Origin of the sequence: Streptomyces sp. NPDC047072 (assembly GCF_040643855.1) — a bacterium.
Lineage (GTDB): Bacteria > Actinomycetota > Actinomycetes > Streptomycetales > Streptomycetaceae > Streptomyces.
On record NZ_JBEYVC010000110.1, the window covers coordinates 1 to 17,992 of the forward strand.

Sequence of the window (17,992 nt, forward strand, 5' to 3'; positions counted from 1 at the left end):
GCTCCACCCAGATCATCTACCGCCAGGAAGCCGACCAACTAGCCTCCGCCACAGCCTTGTTGGGGCAAAGCAGGATCAGTGCACGTCTTTTAGGGGCGCGGGGAACTGCGCGACCAGCCCCCACAGGCCCGCAGCCGAAATAAAGCCGTCAACGAGGGAAACTGGACCCATGTCCATTCACGAGAACCTCCTCGGGGGCCCGCCCCCGACCCACCTCCCCGACGACCCCGAGCCCCGCGAACTGCTCGCAAACGGCACCGCGCCGGAGGCCGTCGCCGCGAAGTACCCCACCTCCTCCCTCGCCTGGGCCCAGCTCGCCGACGACGCCTTCGAGCGCGGCAGCGTCGTGGAGTCGTACGCCTACGCCCGTACCGGCTACCACCGCGGCCTGGACTCCCTGCGCCGCAACGGCTGGAAGGGCCACGGCCCCGTCCCCTGGGAGCACGAGCCGAACCGCGGCTTCCTGCGCGCCCTGCACGCCCTCGCCCGCGCGGCGGGTTCCATCGGTGAGCAGGAGGAGTACGAGCGCTGCTCGCAGTTCCTGAAGGACTCCTCGGCGACGGCGGCCCAGACGCTGGGCTGACCCCCGCGGCGGCCCGGCCGGGTGTGAGGTCCGTCTGATCTGCTCAGGCGGACCTTGCGTTTTCGCGGGACCATCGAAGAGGATTTGCCGCGGGGACCGGGGCGTCCTGTCGAAGACGGCAGGTGCGGACCGCTACCCGGAGTAATACAGGAGACAGCGATGTCCCACGAGGCTCACGAGCCCGAGACCCCGCATCTCGATTTCCAGGGCACGACGCCGTACGAGGACTACGTCAAGGCGGACGTGCTCACCCACCTTCAGCACACCCTCTCCGACGATCCCGGAGAGATGGTCTTCCTGGTCACGACCCAGGTCATGGAGCTGTGGTTCACCGTCATCGTGCACGAGTGGGAGACCGCGGCACGGGCGCTCCGGCAGGATCGCCCGGACGTGGCGATCGACGCGCTGAAGCGTTCCGTCCGCGAACTGGACGCGCTCAACGCCTCCTGGCGGCCGCTCGCCCAGCTCACCCCCGCGCAGTTCAACTCCTACCGCGGCGCCCTCGGCGAGGGCTCCGGCTTCCAGTCGGCGATGTACCGGCGCATGGAGTTCCTGCTCGGCGAGAAGTCCGCGTCCATGCTCGTCCCGCACCGCGGCGCGCCCCGCGTGCACGCCGAGTTGGAGAAGGCGCTGCACGAACCGAGCCTGTACGACGAGGTGTTGAGGTTCCTCGTGCGGCGCGGCCACGCGATCCCGGCGGCGGTCCTCGAACGGGACGTGTCCCTGCGCTACGAGCCGTCCCCCGAGGTGGAGGAGGTGTGGACGGCCGTCTACTCGGGCCCCTCGGACGACCAAGTGGCCCGTCTCGGCGAGGCGTTGACCGATGTCGCCGAACTGGTCTGGCGCTGGCGCAACGACCACCTCGTCGCCACCCGGCGCGCGATGGGCGCGAAGGCCGGCACGGGCGGCTCCGCCGGGGTGGCCTGGCTGGAGAAGCGCGCCCAGAAGAACGTCTTCCCCGAGCTGTGGACGGCGCGGTCCCATGTCTGAACTCTTCGAGCGGGCACAGGAGTTGGACGCGAGTGATGTGTTGGCCTCCGCGCGAGCCGGCTTCGTCCTCGATGACGTGATCTACCTCGACGGCAACTCGCTCGGCGCGCTTCCCGCCGCCGTCCCGGCGCACGTCGACGATGTCGTACGGCGCCAGTGGGGGTCGTTGCGCATCCGGTCCTGGGACGAGAGCGGCTGGTGGACCGCGCCCGAGCGGATCGGCGACCGGATCGCCCCGCTGGTGGGCGCGGCGGCCGGGCAGATCGTGGTTGGCGACTCGACAAGTGTCAACGTGTTCAAGGCACTTGTGGGGGCCGTCCGGCTGGCCAGTGGTTCGGTGGCCGGTGGTCCGAGGGCCACTGGCTCGGTGACCGGTGGTTCGGCGGCGGGTTGTTCGGTGGCCGGGCGGGACGAGATCGTCGTCGACGCGACGACCTTCCCCACGGACGGGTACATCGCCGAGTCCGCGGCCCGGCTGACGGGCTGCACGCTGCGGCCGGTGACCCCGGCGGAGGTGCCGGGCGCGCTGAGCGGTCGTACGGCGGCCGTCCTGCTCAACCACGTCGACTACCGCAGCGGTCGGCTGCACGACCTGCCCGGGCTGACGGCCGCCGTGCACGCGGCCGGCGCGGTCGCCGTCTGGGACCTGTGCCACAGCGCGGGCGCCCTGCCGGTCGGCCTCGACGAGCACGGGGTGGATCTCGCGGTCGGCTGCACCTACAAGTACCTGAACGGCGGGCCCGGTTCACCGGCGTACCTCTATGTCCGCCGCGAACTCCAGGACCGCTTCGACTCGCCGCTGCCCGGCTGGAACTCCCACGCGGAGCCCTTCGGGATGCGGCCGTCGTACGAACCGGCGGCGGGCGCGCTGCGCGGGCGGGTCGGCACGCCTGACATCCTGTCAATGCTGGCCCTGGAAGCGGCACTTGGCGTCTGGGACGGGATGTCGATCGAGGCCGTACGCGCGAAGTCGCTCGCGCTGACGGACTTCTTCCTGGAGTGCGTCGGGCGTTACGCGGGTGACGGTCGGGTCGAGTGCCTGACTCCTGTGGCTCACGAGGAGCGGGGCAGCCAGGTCGCGTTGCGCTGCGACGACGCCGGGGACGTGATGAAGCGGCTGATCGCGCGGGGCGTGGTCGGGGACTTCCGGCATCCGGACGTCCTGCGGTTCGGGTTCACACCGTTGTACGTCGGGTTCGCGGACGTGGAGCGGGCGGCTCGGGTGCTGGGGGAGGAGCTCGGGCGCTGAGCGCGTGGCCGGCGTGCCGTTGTCGGACCGGCTGGATACGACCTGGCACCGCGTCGTCCCCGGGGGCCAACACGGCAGAACCGTTTAGCCCTTCACCGAGAGTGAACTCCGCGTGTCGGCGCACGTCACCGGCCTGATACCGTCCCCGCCAACGGCCGTTTTCCCTTTCGGGACAACATTTCCCACGGTCCGTCAAATCCGTTCCGTCGCTGAGAGGTTGGAGCATGCCGGACGACGCCGCAGCAGCCCGAGCCATCGCGGAGGCCCGCGCCGCCGCAGAGGCGGAGTCGGCCTTCTCGCACCCCGCCGTCGACCCCGACGTCACGGCGTCCTACGGCGACCACCCCGACCAGGTGATCGACTTCTACGCACCGCGCACGGAGGCGGTCCCTGGCGGGCTCGCGCCGCTGATCGTCGTCCTGCACGGGGGTGCGTGGCGGGCACCGTACGACCGACGCCATGTCACTCCGTTCGCGGACTTCCTGGCGCGACGGGGGTTCGCCGTGGCGAATGTGGAGTATCGGCGGGGTGGGGATGGGGAGTTGGCGGGGGGCGGGGGTGTTGGTGCGGGCGCTGTTGCCGGTGCCGATGCTGAAGTCGGCGGCGGTGCTGGGGCTGAAGTCGGTGCCGGTGCCGGTGCCGGTGCCGAGGTCGTTGCCGGTGGTGAGGCCGGAGGCCGTCGCGGGGGCGCGGTCGCCGGGCGGTGGCCGGAGACCTTCGACGACGTGGCCGCCGCGATGGACGCGCTCCCCGCGCTCGTACGGGAGTTCCTTCCGCAGGCCGATCCGCGCCGGATGGTGATGACCGGGCACTCGGCCGGCGGCCACCTCGCGCTGTGGGCCGCGGCCCGGCACCTCCTGCCCGCCGACGCGCCCTGGCGCACCGACCGTCCCGCCCCGCTGCGCGGTGTCGTCGCGCTCGCCCCGATCGCCGATTTCACGGTCGCCGACAAGCTCGACGTGTGCGGGGGTGCGGCTCGCCAACTCCTGGGCGGGGACGAGGAGTTCCTGGCCCGGCTGCCGTACGCCGACCCCGCGCTGCTGCTCCCCACCGGTATCGCCACGACCCTCGTCCAGGGCCGCACCGACGTGGACGTCCCGCAGGCGGTCGCCGAGGCGTACGCCGACGCGGCGGCGAAGGCGGGCGAGGTGGTGGGACTGACGCTGCTGGAGGAGGTCGGCCACTTTCCCCTGATCGACCCGGCGGCGGACGCGTGCGCGGTGGTGGCGGAGGAGATCGCACAGCTGGCGTGGTGACGGGGGAGAAGGGAGGCGAGGGTAGGGGGAGCGCGATCCTGCGGGTCCGCCTTGCCGCTGCCTCGCCCCCGCGTCGTCACCGCCAGTGTCATGTTGCCGCTTTGATTTCGCTGCGCCGCCGTCTCGGCCGACCGCCGTTTGTGTGTGCCACGCCGCCGCCCCGGCCCGCCGCGCCGCCGCCCCGTCTCTGTCTCGGGCCGCCGACTCGGCTCGCCGCGCCGCGGTCTCGGCCCCGTGCCGGCCCTGTCTCGGCCCCGCCCCGGTCATACCCGTAATACCTGAGAGCTACGGCGCAGGACAGCTCCCTGGCGGGACGCGGGTGACACTGCCGCGTCCGTAACTTCCCATCCAGACAGGCCCGATGGGGGCCGCACTGGAAGGGAACGGGGAATGCGGCGCATCACCAGCCGTGCCAGCGAGGCGGCCCTCGCCTCGACGGGCGGCCGTGGCACCGAGGGGGTCTCCGCCCCAGTCGGCAGCCGTGCCATGGAGGCGGACCTCGCCCCGACGGGCGGCCGTGCCATGGAGGCGGACCTCGCCCCGACGGGCGGCCGTGCCAAAGAGTCAGTCCTCACCCCGGCGGGTGGCCGTAGCGCCGAGTCGTCCTCCGCCCTGGCGGGTGGCCGTAGCGCCGAGTCGTCCTCCGCCCTGGCGGGCAGCCGCGGCACCGCGTCGTCCTCCGCCCTGGTGTGCAGCCGTAGCGCCGAGTCATCCCCTGCCCTGGCATGCAGCCGTAACACCGAGTCATCCTCCGCCCCGGCGCCCAGCCGCAGCACCGCCCCGGCTCCTGCCCCGCAGGACATCCATAGCTCCGAGCCGACTCCCGCCCCGGAGGAACCGGCCCCCACCCACTCGCAGCCGACCACCCCCACCTCGACCCGCCCCCCACACCGCCGCCTCCGCCGCTGGCGCCGCGCCCTCCTCGCCGCCCTCATCACCGCAGCCGTGGCCGTCCCCCTCTCCGCCGCCGCCCGTCCCGAGATCCCCGCCCCGGCCCCGGCCCGGCTCGCCCCCCTCACCGCGGCCACCCTGTCCACCGCCTACGCGGCCAACCGAGCCAACGCCGCGGAAGCCGCCCGCATGGCCGAGGCCCACGGCGACACGCACCGCGCCGCCGCGGACCGCGAACTCTCCACCCCCGCCCACCACTTCCTCACCTTCGACGGCCGCGGCCCCGGCCTGGCCACGGAGGTCTTCGGCGACCTGACCCACGCCGACCACGTCGCCGTCCTGGTCCCCGGCTCCGACACCACCCTCGACACCTACGACCGCTTCCGCGCCACCGCGACCGCCCTCCAGGACCGGCTCACCCGCACCGCCCCCACCGGCACCCGCACCGCGGTGATCGCCTGGCTCGGCTACCGCACCCCGAACACGATCAGCACGACGGTCCTGACCACGGACAGAGCGGACGAGGCGGCCCCCCGACTCGCCGAGTTCCTCCACGAACTGGACCGCGTGACCGGCCCCCGCACCACCGTCTCCCTGCTCTGCCACTCCTACGGCTCGGTCGTCTGCGCCCGCGCCGCCGGCACCCTGCCCGTGACGGACCTCGTCCTCGTCGGCAGCCCCGGCACCGGCGCGGACAGTGCCGCGGACCTGCACACCCGCGCCCGCGTCTGGGCGGCCCGCGGCAAGGACGACTGGGTCGGCGAAGTCCCGCACGTCAGAAGCGACTTCTTCGGCGTCACCGTCGGCTTCGGCACCGACCCGGTCTCCCCGGCCTTCGGCGCCCGCGTCTTCGCCGCCGGCGAGGGCGGCCACAGCGACTACTTCACACCGGGCTCGGTCTCCCTGGCCAACCTCGCCCGGATCGTCCTCGGAGACACCGCGGAGGTGACCCATGGCTGAGACCCACACGCTCGGCAGTACGGCGAAAGGCATACGCGACGGCATACGACAGGGCGCCGCGCGGGTCGACGGGGCGACCCCCGCCGGCCGGGACCGTGCCGTCGACGCCCTGCGCGCCGTCGCGATCCTCGGCGTGGTCCTGGGCCACTGGCTGGTGACGGCCCTGGTCGCCGACGGCGGCGCCCTGCACACCGCGAGCCCGCTCCAGCACCTGCCGTGGCTGGCCCCGATCTCCTGGGCCTTCCAGACGCTGGCCGTGTTCTTCCTGGTGGGCGGCCATGTGGCGACCCGCAGCTACGGCTCGGCACGCGCCCGCGGGACGACGTACGGACAATGGCTGATCGGTCGGCTGTCCCGCCTGTTCAAGCCGGTGGCCGCCGTCCTCGTGCTGTGGACGGTGATCGCGGCGACCCTGCTGCTGACGGGAGCCGAGTTCGGGACGGTCCGCACGCTGGTGAAGCTCGCGCTGTCCCCGCTGTGGTTCCTGGTGGTCTTCGGCGCGCTCACGGCGGCGACCCCGCTGCTACGACGGCTGCACCCGCTGTGGCCGCTGGCCGTCGTCCTCCATGTGGACCTCGTGCGCTTCGGACTCGGCGGCCCGGCCTGGCTCGGCTGGGTGAACCTCGCGGCGGGCTGGGCGGTGCCGTACACCCTGGGCGCGGCCTGGACCCGGGGCGAGCTGGAGCGGCGCCGCTCGGGGTGGCTGCTGCTGGGCGGCGGTGCGGTGGCGACGGCGGTGCTGGTCGCCGCCGCGGGGTATCCGGCGTCGATGGTCGGGGTGCCGGGCGCGGCGGTCTCGAACCTGAACCCGCCGACGCTGGCCGCCGTCACCTTCGGCCTGGCCCAGTGCGGCCTCGCCCTGCTGCTGCGCGACCGGCTGCGCAGCGCCATGCGCCGACCCCTGCTCCGGGCCGCGGTGGCGCTGGTCAACCTCTCCGCGATGACGATCTTCCTCTGGCACCAGACGGCGTTGATGGCCACCACCGCCACCGGCCTCGCGGTGGGCCGCCTCCCCGGCCTGCACACCGTCCCGGACGGACTGGACTGGGTGGCCGCCCGACTGGCCTGGCTCCCGGTGTTCGCGCTGGTCCTGGCGGTCTGCTGGGTGGCGTTCCGCGGTTACGAACAGGGCCGGCGCAGGTCCGGCGGCCGCTCCTCGCGGGTGGTCCGCGTCCACCGTCGCCCGGATCCGGCGGCAGCGGAGAAGGCCCGCCGTGCCTAGGGTGGTCGACGTGACGGAGACGGGGGTCCAGGGCGTGGTCGTGGGTCGGGTACGGCACTGGCTGCGGGTGCTGCGCGAGGACCTGTGGACAACCCGGGCGGATCCGTTGCCCGTGTCGGTGTGGCTGCGCTGGCTGCCGCACGGTGTGGTGTGCCTGACGGCGCTGGGGATCACGATCGGCGACATGGCCCAGCTCCAGGACAACGGCCATCTGGGCTCCGCCGTCGCCTTCCCGATCTCCGTCGCGCAGGGCGCCGCCACCGCGCTCGCGCTGTGGCGGCCGATCTCGGCGTGGTGGCTGTCGCTCGGAACCACCGCGCTCGGCGCGATCGCTCTGCACGGCAAGCTGGGCATGGAGACGGGCGTCACCTTCACCTGGCCCTGGACTGCGGCCGGGATCATCGCCCATCTCTTCGTCCTGCTGCTGCTCTCGCTGCGGGTGCGGCCCCGGGTGGCCGTCGAGGCGTTGAGCCTCACCATGCTGGTCACCTATGTCCTGCAGGGGCTGTGGGGCGGCGGGAACTACCAGCCCACCGGGGTGATCGCGATCTCTGTCTGCGCGGTCGCCGTGGTGGTCGGCACCGCCCTGCGCGGCCGCCGCGAGGCCCGCGCCGAACTCGGCCGGCAGACCACGCTCACCGCCGAGGAGCGGGCCCGGCGCACCCTGCTGGAGGAGCGCAGCCGGATCGCCCGCGAACTGCACGACGTGGTGGCCCACCACATGTCCGTCATATCGATCCAGGCCCAGGTCGCCCCGCACCTCGTGGAGAACCCGTCCGAGGAGCTCAAGGAGAACCTCGCCGGCATCCGGGAGAACGCGCTGGAGGCGCTGACCGAGCTGCGCCGCGTCCTGGGCGTGCTGCGCTCCGAGCACCCCGACGCCCCGGACTCCATCGACCGGCCCGGTACCGGTACCGCCCCGCACACCCCGCAGCCCACCCTCGACCGGCTCGAAGCGCTGGTGGAGAACACCCGGGCGGCCGGACTGACCGTCCAGGTCGACGTGCGCGGGGTGGACCGGCCGCTGCCGCCCGGCGTGGACCTGTCGGCGTACCGGATCGTGCAGGAGGCGCTGAGCAACGTCCTGCGCCACGCGCCCGGCGCCACCGCCTCCGTCGCGCTCGTCCACTACCTGCACGGCGTGGACGTACGGATCACCAACTCCCCCGCCACCCGCGGCGCGCCGCCCTCCCCGGGCGCCGGGCACGGACTGCTCGGCATGCGGGAGCGGGCCGCGATGCTCGGCGGCACCCTGCGCGCCGGCCCCCGACCTGACGGCGGCTACGAGGTGGCCGCGTATCTTCCGACGGCGCCCCCGGGCGCGGACCGGTTCAGCGACCCCGAGGACGGCACCGAATGACGAGCAGCCCCATCCGCGTACTGATCGCCGACGACCAGCAGATGGTCCGGCAGGGCTTCGGCGTACTGCTGGCCGCCCAGCCCGGCATCGAGGTGGTCGGGCAGGCGGTCGACGGCCTGGACGCGATCGCCAAGGTGGCCGAGGTCGCCCCGGACGTCGTCCTGATGGACATCCGGATGCCGGAGCTCGGCGGCATCGAGGCCACCCGCCGCATCACCGGGACGAACCCGGAGATCAGAGTGCTGGTGCTGACCACCTTCGACCTCGACGAGTACGTGTACGAGGCGCTGCGGGCTGGCGCCTCCGGGTTCCTGCTCAAGGACGCCTCCGCGGACCAGCTGGCCGAGGCGGTCCGGGTGATCGCGGCCGGGGACGCGCTGCTCGCGCCCGGCATCACACGGCGGCTGATCGCCGAGTTCTCCCGCCTGGGCGACCGTCCGCGAGCCCCGCTCAAGAGCCGGGTGGGCGAGCTGACCGAGCGGGAGACCGAGGTCCTCGCCCTGATCGCGCAGGGCCTGTCGAACGCGGAGATCGCCGAGCGGCTGGTCGTGGCCGAGCAGACGGTGAAGACCCATGTGGGCCGCATCCTGGTGAAGCTGGCCCTCAGGGACCGCACCCAGGCGGCGGTGTTCGCGTACGAGTCGGGGCTGGTGCGACCGTCGGGGTACTGAGCCCGCCCCGGGCCCGGACCGCAGGACTACCCGTGGCTACCCGTAGTACTTGAGACGGATGCGGCAGGACCCCTCTCAGTGGTGACGACCGCTACCGGGCCCCGCGCCTACCGTTGCAAGCGTGACCGAGACGACCCAGATGCATCTGCCCACGGGGGGCGAGGCCAAGCCGCGCAGCCCGGAGTTCCGGCTGGCCGTGGACGCCCTGCGCGGACTGCGGCAGGACCTGTTCCACGACGCCTTCGCCTACCGCCCGCTGCCCCGCACCGCCACCGACAGCCCACTCCCGCGCCGGCTCGCCGGCCGACCGCAGGAGTACGCCACCTGGGCCCCGCACGCGCTGATCACCGCGGCCGGCCTGCTCGCCATGGTCATCGGCTCGGACAACAGCGGCCGGGGCGCGACCACCAACCTCTTCGTCGGGCTGGCCGCCCTGGCCCCGATCCTGCTGACCATGGTGCGGCCGGTCATGGCCTTCTGGCTGTCGTTGGCCGCGACCCTGGCCACCTATCCGATGGCTTTCGTCAACTCCTGGCAGCAGGAATGGCCGTGGCTGCCGGGCAGCTTCGTCTGCCATCTCGTCGTGGTCACCGTGGTGGCCGTGCGCACCAGACCGCGTACGGCGGCCTGGATGTGGCTGCTGACCGGGATCTACGGTCTGATCTGGCAGGGCGCCCTCGGCGGCAGTCACTACTACCGCTCCAACACCGTGGAGATGCTGTTCGCCTCCGCCCTGTCCCTGCTCGTCGTAAGCGTCTGGCACATACGCCGGGACGCCGCGCGGACGGTGACCGCCGAGCAGACGGTGACCGCCCACGAGCGCTCCCGCCGCACCCTCCTGGAGGAGCGCACCACGATCGCCCGCGAACTGCACGACGTGGTCGCCCACCACATGTCGGTGGTCGCCATCCAGGCCGAGGCCGCCCCCTACCGGGTGGAGAACCCGCCGCCGGAGCTGGAGAAGGCGTTCGCCACGATCCGGGAGAACGCGGTGGCGGCACTGACCGAACTGCGCCGCGTCCTGGGCGTGGTGCGCGCCGAGGACTACGAGGCCCCGGACGCCCCCCAGCCCACCCTCGCCGATCTGGACGCGCTGCTGGCCAACGTGCGGGAGACGACGGGCCTGGGCGTCGACAAGACGGTCACCGGGGCGGTGCGCGAACTCCCGCAGGGCGTCGAGCTGTCGGCGTACCGCATAGTCCAGGAGGCCCTGAGCAACACCCTGCGGCACGCGCCCGGAGCGAGCGCGAAGGTGGAGATCGGCTACGTCCTCGGTGGCCTGGGCCTGCGCATAGTCAACGACCCGCCTCCGCTCTCCGCCCTGATCAAGCCGTCCCCCGGCGCCGGCCACGGCATCACGGGGATGCGGGAGCGGGTGTCGATGCTCGGCGGTGAGATGACGGCGGGCTCGACGGACGAAGGGGGATACGAGGTGGCGGTGTTCCTGCCGGTACCGATGACGAACGAGGACGTCGCATGACGATCCGTGTCCTGATCGCGGACGACCAGATGATGGTCCGCGAGGGCTTCTCCGTCCTGCTGAACGCGATGCCGGACATCGAGGTGGTGGGCGAGGCGGTCAACGGCCGCGAGGCGGTGGACCGGGTCCGCGAACTCTCCCCGGACGTGGTCCTGATGGACATCCGCATGCCGGAGCTGAACGGCATCGAGGCGACCAGGGAGATCGTCGCGGCGGACGGCATGGCGAAGGTCCTGGTCCTGACGACCTTCGACCTGGACGAGTACGTCTACCAGGCCCTGCGAGCGGGAGCGTCGGGCTTCCTCCTGAAGGACGCCTCGGCCCGCCAACTGGCGGACGGCGTAAGGGTGGTGGCCTCCGGCGAAGCCCTGCTGGCCCCCACGGTCACCAAGCGCCTGATCACCGAGTTCTCGAAACTCTCCGAGTCCCCCCGCCTCATGCCCACGGCCCACACGGCCTACGGCGACCTGACCGAACGCGAAACCGAGGTCCTCGTCCTCATAGCCCAGGGCCTCTCCAACTCGGAAATAGCCCAACGCCTGGTGGTGGCCGAGTCCACGATCAAAACCCACGTCAGCAGGGTGCTGGTGAAGCTGGGCCTACGCGACCGCACCCAGGCAGCGGTCTTCGCCTACGAGGCGAGACTGGTGACACCGGGGTGAGTTCAGGCGCGGCCGACGAACAACTCGGCCGCCGCCCAGACCTCCAGCTGATCCAGGTCGTCACAGGCCAACACCCGCTCGCGCACGTCATCAGGCACGACGAGACCACGCCAGTCCAGGATCTGCAGCACCATCTCGGCCTTGGCCTGAGCGCGCCCCTCCTCCCGCCCCTCTTCCCGTCCTTCCTCGCGAACCTTCTCGGCGACTTCATGCCGGAAGAAGTAGTGGACCGCCATCATCCTCCGTCAGGTCCGCGTTCAGCACACGCTGGAGGGTGCGGGTGAAGCCCGCCGGGTCCTTCTGACAGATCTGATGCAGACCTTCGTGCGACGAGCCGACCATCCGGGGCACGCCCACCGGGCAGTTGAACGAGGAGGCATCGGGTGCCGCCGAAGAGGGATCTCACTGCTCGACGAGTGAGGCTGGGCGCTGAGTTGCGAAAGTTGCGCGAGGCTACGGGCATGACTGCCAAGGAGGCGGCGGAACTGCTGGAGGCCGACTCCGTTCAAATGAGCCAGATCGAGTCCGGCACGGTAGGGGTGAGCGCCAAGCGAGTGCGCCGTCTCGCCGCCAACTACGCCTGCACGGAGGAGCCGTTGGTCGAGGCGCTGGTCGCGATGGCGACCGATCGCACGCGCGGCTGGTGGGAGGACTACCGGGATGTCCTCCCGCAGGCGTTCCTGGACGGAGCCGAGGTCGAGAACCACGCGGCGTACCTGCACGAGGTGGTGATCCACTATGTCCCCGGGTTGTTGCAGACCGCCGACTACGCCCGCTCGGTGTTCAGCTACACGAATCCAGGTCTGTCCGAGGATGAGGTGGCGCTGAGGGTGGAGCACCGTATGAAGCGTCGTGCCGTGATCGACCGCGATACGCCGACGCCGTACGAGACGATCGTCCACGAGTTCGGCCTGCGGGTGCATGTGTCCGATCGTCAGGCGTCGCTCACCCAACTCCGCTTCATCCTGGACAAGATCGAAGCAGGTCAGGCCACCGTGCGAGTCATCCCCGTCGATCGAGAGCACTTCGCCGGTGCCGGGGCCTCGATGCTGTATCTGGGCGGCCCGGTAAGCCAGTTGGACACCGCACTACGGGACGCTCCGACCGGCGTGCGATACATCGATACACAGCCACAACTGGAACAGCTGCGTACGCTCTTCCATAGGGTGCAGTCAGCGTCGCTGGATCCCATCGCGTCGCGTGACTTCATCCACCGACTGGTCAAGGAGTTGTGATGAACTGGCGGAAGTCCACGTACTCCGGCGGAGGCGACGGTGACGCCTGCGTCTAGATCTCTCCCGCCCTCACCCACGTGGCCGTCCGCGACTCCAAGGCCCCCACCCGAGCCACCCTCACCTTCCCCACCGCCTCCTTCGCCGCCTTCGTGAACCACCTCAAGGCCACGACCACCCTTTCCTGACCGTTACGTTCGGCGGGAAGCTTCCCGCCGTCCCGGTCGCGTTGATTCACGGTGTGGCCGTCGTTCCGAAGCCGAAGGGAGCTGCCGGGTCGAGCGCTGTCGGTGGATGCTGGCGGGGGTGATTGGTGCTTTTGTCCCGGGCGGCAGGGTGTGCGACCAGGTCCGTTCCGGGCAGGGGCGGGACGAATGCGCCAATCTCTCTATGCCTGCCCTGTAGCGGTCGGCTTCGGAGGGGGAACGCAAGAAGCCCGCCCCCGGAAGGGGCGGGCTTCGTACAGAGCGCCGGGCAGGCCTTGCACCTGCATTTCCCCGCAGGAAGCGGGGCGTCTTTCCTTGGACCACCAACGCAGTGAGGGGGAGCCCGAGTTGAGGGCGACCTCGTGAGATCAACTATATACCGTCCTGGGGGTGGCGGGAGACACCCCTGGTCAGAGGGCGGGGCGGCGGGCTAGCGTCCGGGCATGGCAGCCTTCGATCCGTGGGACCCGGCCTTTCTCGCCGACCCCTACCCCGCTTATGCCGACCTGCGTGCCCGGGGCCGTGTGCAGTACTACGAGGCCACGGATCAGTGGCTCGTGCCGCAGCATGCCGACGTATCGACGTTGCTTCGGGACCGGCGGCTGGGGCGGACGTACCAGCACCGGTTCAGCCATGAGGACTTCGGGCGTACCGCGCCCCCGGCCGAGCACGAGCCGTTCCACACGCTCAACGACCACGGGATGCTCGATCTGGAGCCGCCGGACCACACCCGGATCCGGCGTCTGGTGTCGAAGGCGTTCACCCCGCGCACGGTCGAGCGGCTCAAGCCGTACGTCACGAAGCTGGCCGGTGAGCTGGTCGAACGGCTCGTCGAGAACGGCGGTGGCGATCTGCTCGCCGATGTCGCCGAGCCGCTTCCCGTCGCCGTCATCGCCGAGATGCTGGGGATTCCCGAGGCCGACCGCGCCCCGCTCAGGCCCTGGTCCGCCGACATCTGCGGGATGTACGAGCTGAACCCGCCCGAGGAGACCGCCCGCCGGGCCGTTCAGGCCTCCGTCGAGTTCTCCGACTATCTGCGCGAGCTGATCGCCGAACGGCGCGAGAACCCCGGCGACGACCTCATCTCCGGGCTCATCGAGGCGCACGACGAGGGCGACCGGCTCACCGAGCAGGAGATGATCTCCACCGCCGTCCTGCTGCTCAACGCCGGCCACGAGGCGACCGTCAACGCCACGGTCAACGGCTGGTACGCGCTCTTCCGCAACCCCGACCAGCTCCAGGAACTCCGCGCCGACCACTCCCTCGTTCCGGCCGCCGTCGAGGAGTTGATGCGGTACGACACCCCGCTCCAGCTCTTCGAGCGCTGGGTCCTCGACGAGATCGAGGTCGACGGGGTCACCATCCCGCGGGGTGCCGAGATCGCCATGCTCTTCGGCTCCGCCAACCACGACCCCGCGGTCTTCCGGGACCCCGAGCGGCTCGACCTCGGCCGCGCCGAGAACCCGCACATCTCCTTCAGCGCCGGTATCCACTACTGCATCGGCGCGCCCCTCGCCCGTATCGAGCTCCAGGCCTCCATGACCGCCCTGCTCCAGCAGGCGCCCACCCTCGCCCTCGCCGCCGAGCCGCAGCGCAAGCCGAACTTCGTCATCCGGGGGCTGGAGGGGCTGACGGTGAAGGTCGACTAGGGTCTGTCCGGCGGATCAGGCCGGCTGCAAGAGACGGTGCTGACCGGTGCAGGTGAGCGGGGCTGGGTGCGTCTGGCTGCAAGGCGGAGGAGGGCGGCGACGCGGAGCGTCGGCAACCGACGACAACGCGGCAGACGGGCGTGCCCAGCCCCGCGACGCCGGCATGATCCGCCGGACAGACCCTAACCCCGTCGCCGGTCCCTCCACCTGACCAGCAGCGTGAAGGCGAGCAGCGGTACGAACGCTCCCGCGAGGATCACGAACGGCAGCTCCGTGAACAGGACCGTGTAGTCCATGCCCTCGTTCTCGAAGCCGCCGCCGAGGTGGCGGTCGGTGCGGTCCATGGACAGCCATACCGCCGGGGCCGTGATCGCCCCCACCGCCGAGAGCGCACAACCGCCGCAGGTCACCGCGTCCGTACCACCAGTTCGAGCCATGCCGGGAGGGACGCACGGGGCCCCTCCCTCGGTTCACGACGGCCCCTCGGTTCACGACGACGTCATGTCCCGCCGCCGCAACCCCGCCAGCCCCACCGCCACCAAGCCCGCCGCCAGTGCCGTAAGGCCCGCCACCGACCCCCACTCCATCCCCCCGCCCGGCAATTTCGGCAGATGCCCGAACGGCGACACGTCCAGCACCGCCTGCGGGACGTCCAACGCGGGCCCCACCCACCCGATCAGCAGGACCGCCCCCGCGACACCCCAGGACAGCGGGGCGAGCCGTGGGGCGAGTCCGTACAGCACCACCGCGACGCCCCCGATCACCCAGACCGCCGCCACCTGCACCAGGCACGCGCCCAGGACCGGCCCCGCCTCCTTGCCGTAGCCGACCGCGAGGCCCAGGCCCGCGAGGAGCATGATCCACACCGCGCCCCCGAAGGCGATCACGAGGTGGCCGGCGGCCCAGCGCACGCGGCCGACCGCGTTCGCCAGCACCGGTTCCGCGCGCCCCGACGTCTCCTCGCCGTGCAGCCGCAGGACGCCGGCGACGACGTACAGCGCGGCGATCAGGCCGAGCATCCCGGTCATCGAGGCGAGGAACGCGTGGGTTATGCCGGACTGGCCGCCCATTCGCTCGAACAGCTCGCGGGCCTGCTCGTTGTCGCCGACCAGGTCGGCCACGCCGTCCGTGAGGCCGCCGTAGACGACGCCCGCGAGCAGGAAGCCGGTCGACCAGCCGATCACGCTGCCCCGCTGGAGCCGCCAGGCCAGCGCGGCCGCCGTGCCGAGGCGGCCTGTCGCCGGGCCCGGGCGGGTGGGCAGGAAGCTCATGCCGACGTCCCGGCGGCCGGCGAGCGCGTACGCCACCGCGCCCTGTGCGAGAGCGGCGGCCGCCATCAGCGGCAGTACCCACCAGCGTTCGTCCGCGAACGCCCGCAGGTTGGACAGCCAGCCCAGCGGCGAGATCCAAGTCAGCGCGGAGGAGCCGTCGTTCGAGGCCGAGTCGCCCGCCGCGCGCAGGACGAAGGCCGCCCCCAGCAGGCCCGCCGTCAGCCCGCGTGCCAGCCGGGCGCTCTCGGTGAACTGGGCGACGATCGCCGCCATCGTCGCGAACACCATGCCGACCCCGGCGAGGCCGAGCCCGAACGCCAGTGCCCCGGCGGTCCCTTGTCCGGCGAGGCCGGCCGCGACCAGCAGGGCGAGCGCGCCGTTCGCGACGGCCGCCGCCAGCAGCGCCGCCGTCAGCGAGGCACGGCGGCCAACCATCCCGGAGGCGATCAACTCCTGCCGCCCGCTCTCCTCCTCGTCCCGCGTGTGGCGTACGACGACCAGGAGGCCGGTGACCGCGGCGAGCGCACCGGCGTAGACGCCGACGCGCCAGGCGGTGAGGGCGCCGAGCGAGTCGTCGAAGACGGGGCCGATCAGGGCGCGGAAGGAGGCGTTGGTGGCGACCTGATGGATCAGGTCGGCGCGCTCCCCGGCGGTGCCGTAGGTGGCCTTGAGGGTGTTCGGCATCGACAGGACCATCAGGGTGTTCACCGTCACCCACACCGGGATCATCACCCGGTCGCGGCGCAGGGCGAACCTCAACAGGGTCCAGGTGCCCGCGAGTTGGCGCGAGCCGCCCGGGCGCAGGGCGAGCGCGGTCATCGTACGGCCGCCTCGTCCTGGTAGTGGCGCAGGAACAGTTCCTCCAGAGTCGGCGGCGTGGAGGTCAGTGAGCGCACCCCCGACGCGGTCAACGACCGCAGGACCGCGTCGAGTTTGTCGGTGTCGACCTGGAGCCGGACCCGCCGGCCCTGGACGTCGAGGTCGTGGACGCCGGGGAGGCCCGCCAACCCGTTGGGAGAACCGGCCAGTTCGGCCGTCACGCTGGTGCGGGTGAGGTGGCGCAGGTCGGCGAGCGAGCCGGTCTCGACGGTGCGGCCGCGCCGGATGATGCTCACCCGGTCGCACAACTCCTCGACCTCGCTGAGGGTGTGGGAGGAGAGCAGGACCGTACGGCCGCGCTCGCGCTCCTCCTCGACACAGCGCTGGAAGACCTCCTCCATCAACGGGTCGAGCCCCGAGGTCGGTTCGTCCAGGATCAGCAGGTCCACGTCCGAGGCGAACGCGGCGACCAGGGCGACCTTCTGGCGGTTGCCCTTGGAGTAGGTGCGGCCCTTTTTGGTCGGGTCCAGCTCGAAGCGCTCGATCAGCTCGGCACGGCGCGTGGCGGAGAGGCCGCCGCGCAGCCGGCCGTAGAGATCGATGACCTCGCCGCCGGAGAGGTTGCGCCACAGCGTCACGTCCCCGGGGACGTAGGCGATCCGGCGGTGCACCTCGACCGCGTCCGTCCACGGGTCGCGGCCGAGGACCTGGGCGGCGCCGGAGTCGGCGCGCAGCAGGCCGAGCAGGACGCGGATGGTGGTGGACTTGCCCGCGCCGTTGGGGCCGAGGAAGCCGTGCACCTCGCCGGTGGTGACCTCCAGGTCGAGGCCGTCGAGGGCGTGGGTGGCGCCGAACGACTTGTGGAGCCCGGAGACCGTGATTGCCTTCGTCATAGTTCAGAACGTACGCTTCTTTCAGAAATTTGTGAAGTTAAGGAAGCGTATGAAGCCCGGTTAGGGTGAGGCCATGAGCGATGTGCCGGGGCGTGATCCGGAAGCGGTGTCGAAGTTCGTCGAGTCCTTCGCCGCGCAGCTGGTCGAGGCGGGGATGCAGCGCATGGCCGCCCGGGTCTTCGCCGCGCTCCTGTCCTCCGACTCGGGCGTGCTGACCTCCGCCGAACTGGGCGAACAGCTGCAGATCAGCCCGGCCGCGGTGTCCGGCGCGGTGCGCTACCTGGCGCAGACGCACATGGTCTCGCGCGAGCGGGAGCCGGGCTCGCGCCGGGAGCGCTACCGGGTGCACGGCGACCAGTGGTACGAGGCGCTGACCAACCGCGAGGCCGTCATGAAGCGGTGGGAGGGCGCGCTGCGGGACGGCGTCAGCAGCCTCGGCGCCGAGACCCCCGCGGGCCGCCGGATGGCGGAGACGCTGGCCTTCTTCGAGTTCATCGAGGGCGAGGTCGCCACGATGATGGAGCGCTGGCGGGTCCATCGCGAGCGGCTCTTCGGGCAGGACTGAGATCGCGCCAGTTCGACGGGGCGAACTTGCCCC

At 71.7% G+C, this 17,992-nt stretch carries 16 protein-coding genes and 2 pseudogenes; 14 read left to right on the forward strand and 4 right to left on the reverse strand.

From position 1 onward, the window contains the following. Positions 1–169: 169 nt before the first annotated feature. The 10 genes from ABZ896_RS34570 to ABZ896_RS34615 all read left to right on the forward strand — a co-directional run bounded on the left by ABZ896_RS34570 (position 170) and on the right by ABZ896_RS34615 (position 11,324). A complete protein-coding gene (locus ABZ896_RS34570) occupies positions 170–583 on the forward strand; it encodes a DUF3151 domain-containing protein (protein ID WP_360937751.1) in 414 nt (137 codons plus the stop codon). 159 nt (positions 584–742) lie between these two features. Beyond that, entirely contained in the window at positions 743–1,573 is an 831-nt protein-coding gene (locus ABZ896_RS34575; RefSeq protein WP_360937754.1) for a tryptophan 2,3-dioxygenase family protein, read from the forward strand. Further along, positions 1,566–2,822, forward strand: coding sequence for an aminotransferase class V-fold PLP-dependent enzyme (locus ABZ896_RS34580; RefSeq protein ID WP_360937757.1), 1,257 nt, complete (start codon positions 1,566–1,568; stop codon positions 2,820–2,822). Before ABZ896_RS34575 ends, ABZ896_RS34580 begins: the two co-directional genes overlap by 8 nt. Before the next feature lie 224 nt (positions 2,823–3,046). Continuing rightward, entirely contained in the window at positions 3,047–4,078 is a 1,032-nt protein-coding gene (locus tag ABZ896_RS34585; RefSeq protein WP_360937760.1) for a prolyl oligopeptidase family serine peptidase, read from the forward strand. Between the two features lie 933 nt (positions 4,079–5,011). Continuing rightward, a complete protein-coding gene (locus ABZ896_RS34590; protein ID WP_360937838.1) occupies positions 5,012–5,929 on the forward strand; it encodes an alpha/beta hydrolase in 918 nt (305 codons plus the stop codon). Further along, positions 5,922–7,151, forward strand: a complete 1,230-nt coding sequence (locus ABZ896_RS34595) for an acyltransferase (RefSeq protein WP_360937763.1) — start codon at positions 5,922–5,924, stop codon at positions 7,149–7,151. Before ABZ896_RS34590 ends, ABZ896_RS34595 begins: the two co-directional genes overlap by 8 nt. A gap of 10 nt (positions 7,152–7,161) precedes the next feature. Next, positions 7,162–8,511, forward strand: a complete 1,350-nt coding sequence (locus tag ABZ896_RS34600; protein WP_360937766.1) for a sensor histidine kinase — start codon at positions 7,162–7,164, stop codon at positions 8,509–8,511. Next, a complete protein-coding gene (locus tag ABZ896_RS34605) occupies positions 8,508–9,182 on the forward strand; it encodes a response regulator transcription factor (RefSeq protein WP_360937769.1) in 675 nt (224 codons plus the stop codon). The genes ABZ896_RS34600 and ABZ896_RS34605 overlap by 4 nt, the downstream gene beginning before the upstream one ends. A gap of 139 nt (positions 9,183–9,321) precedes the next feature. Further along, the gene (locus tag ABZ896_RS34610; protein WP_360937841.1) at positions 9,322–10,662 is read left to right on the forward strand and encodes a histidine kinase; all 1,341 of its coding nucleotides are present in this window, start codon (positions 9,322–9,324) and stop codon (positions 10,660–10,662) included. Continuing rightward, complete coding sequence (locus tag ABZ896_RS34615) at positions 10,659–11,324, forward strand: response regulator transcription factor (protein ID WP_360937772.1); 666 nt, start codon at positions 10,659–10,661, stop codon at positions 11,322–11,324. Before ABZ896_RS34610 ends, ABZ896_RS34615 begins: the two co-directional genes overlap by 4 nt. Before the next feature lie 2 nt (positions 11,325–11,326). Here ABZ896_RS34615 and ABZ896_RS34620 read toward each other — a convergent pair. Further along, a pseudogene (locus tag ABZ896_RS34620) lies at positions 11,327–11,569 on the reverse strand (hypothetical protein); the annotation flags it as partial. 138 nt (positions 11,570–11,707) lie between these two features. Here ABZ896_RS34620 and ABZ896_RS34625 point away from each other — a divergent pair. The 3 genes and pseudogenes from ABZ896_RS34625 to ABZ896_RS34635 all read left to right on the forward strand — a co-directional run bounded on the left by ABZ896_RS34625 (position 11,708) and on the right by ABZ896_RS34635 (position 14,411). Continuing rightward, complete coding sequence (locus ABZ896_RS34625) at positions 11,708–12,559, forward strand: helix-turn-helix transcriptional regulator (protein ID WP_360937775.1); 852 nt, start codon at positions 11,708–11,710, stop codon at positions 12,557–12,559. After that, positions 12,559–12,744 (forward strand): annotated as a pseudogene (locus ABZ896_RS34630) (DUF397 domain-containing protein). Before ABZ896_RS34625 ends, ABZ896_RS34630 begins: the two are co-directional and overlap by 1 nt. Before the next feature lie 461 nt (positions 12,745–13,205). After that, positions 13,206–14,411: a cytochrome P450 gene (locus tag ABZ896_RS34635; protein WP_360937778.1), complete on the forward strand. Its 1,206-nt coding sequence runs from the start codon at positions 13,206–13,208 to the stop codon at positions 14,409–14,411. 182 nt (positions 14,412–14,593) lie between these two features. On the opposite strand, the gene ABZ896_RS34640 is transcribed toward ABZ896_RS34635, so the two are convergent. Genes ABZ896_RS34640 through ABZ896_RS34650 form a run of 3 tightly spaced genes read right to left on the reverse strand, consistent with a single transcriptional unit; the run spans position 14,594 to position 17,394 of the window. Continuing rightward, positions 14,594–14,848, reverse strand: coding sequence for a hypothetical protein (locus tag ABZ896_RS34640; protein WP_360937781.1), 255 nt, complete (start codon positions 14,846–14,848; stop codon positions 14,594–14,596). Between the two features lie 51 nt (positions 14,849–14,899). After that, complete coding sequence (locus ABZ896_RS34645) at positions 14,900–16,501, reverse strand: ABC transporter permease (RefSeq protein WP_360937784.1); 1,602 nt, start codon at positions 16,499–16,501, stop codon at positions 14,900–14,902. Beyond that, on the reverse strand, positions 16,498–17,394 hold the full coding sequence (locus ABZ896_RS34650; protein ID WP_360937787.1) for an ABC transporter ATP-binding protein: 897 nt from the start codon (positions 17,392–17,394) through the stop codon (positions 16,498–16,500). Before ABZ896_RS34650 ends, ABZ896_RS34645 begins: the two co-directional genes overlap by 4 nt. A 73-nt stretch (positions 17,395–17,467) precedes the next feature. Between ABZ896_RS34650 and ABZ896_RS34655 the strand changes: the two genes are divergently transcribed. After that, positions 17,468–17,959, forward strand: a complete 492-nt coding sequence (locus ABZ896_RS34655) for a MarR family transcriptional regulator (protein WP_360937790.1) — start codon at positions 17,468–17,470, stop codon at positions 17,957–17,959. Positions 17,960–17,992: the final 33 nt, after the last annotated feature.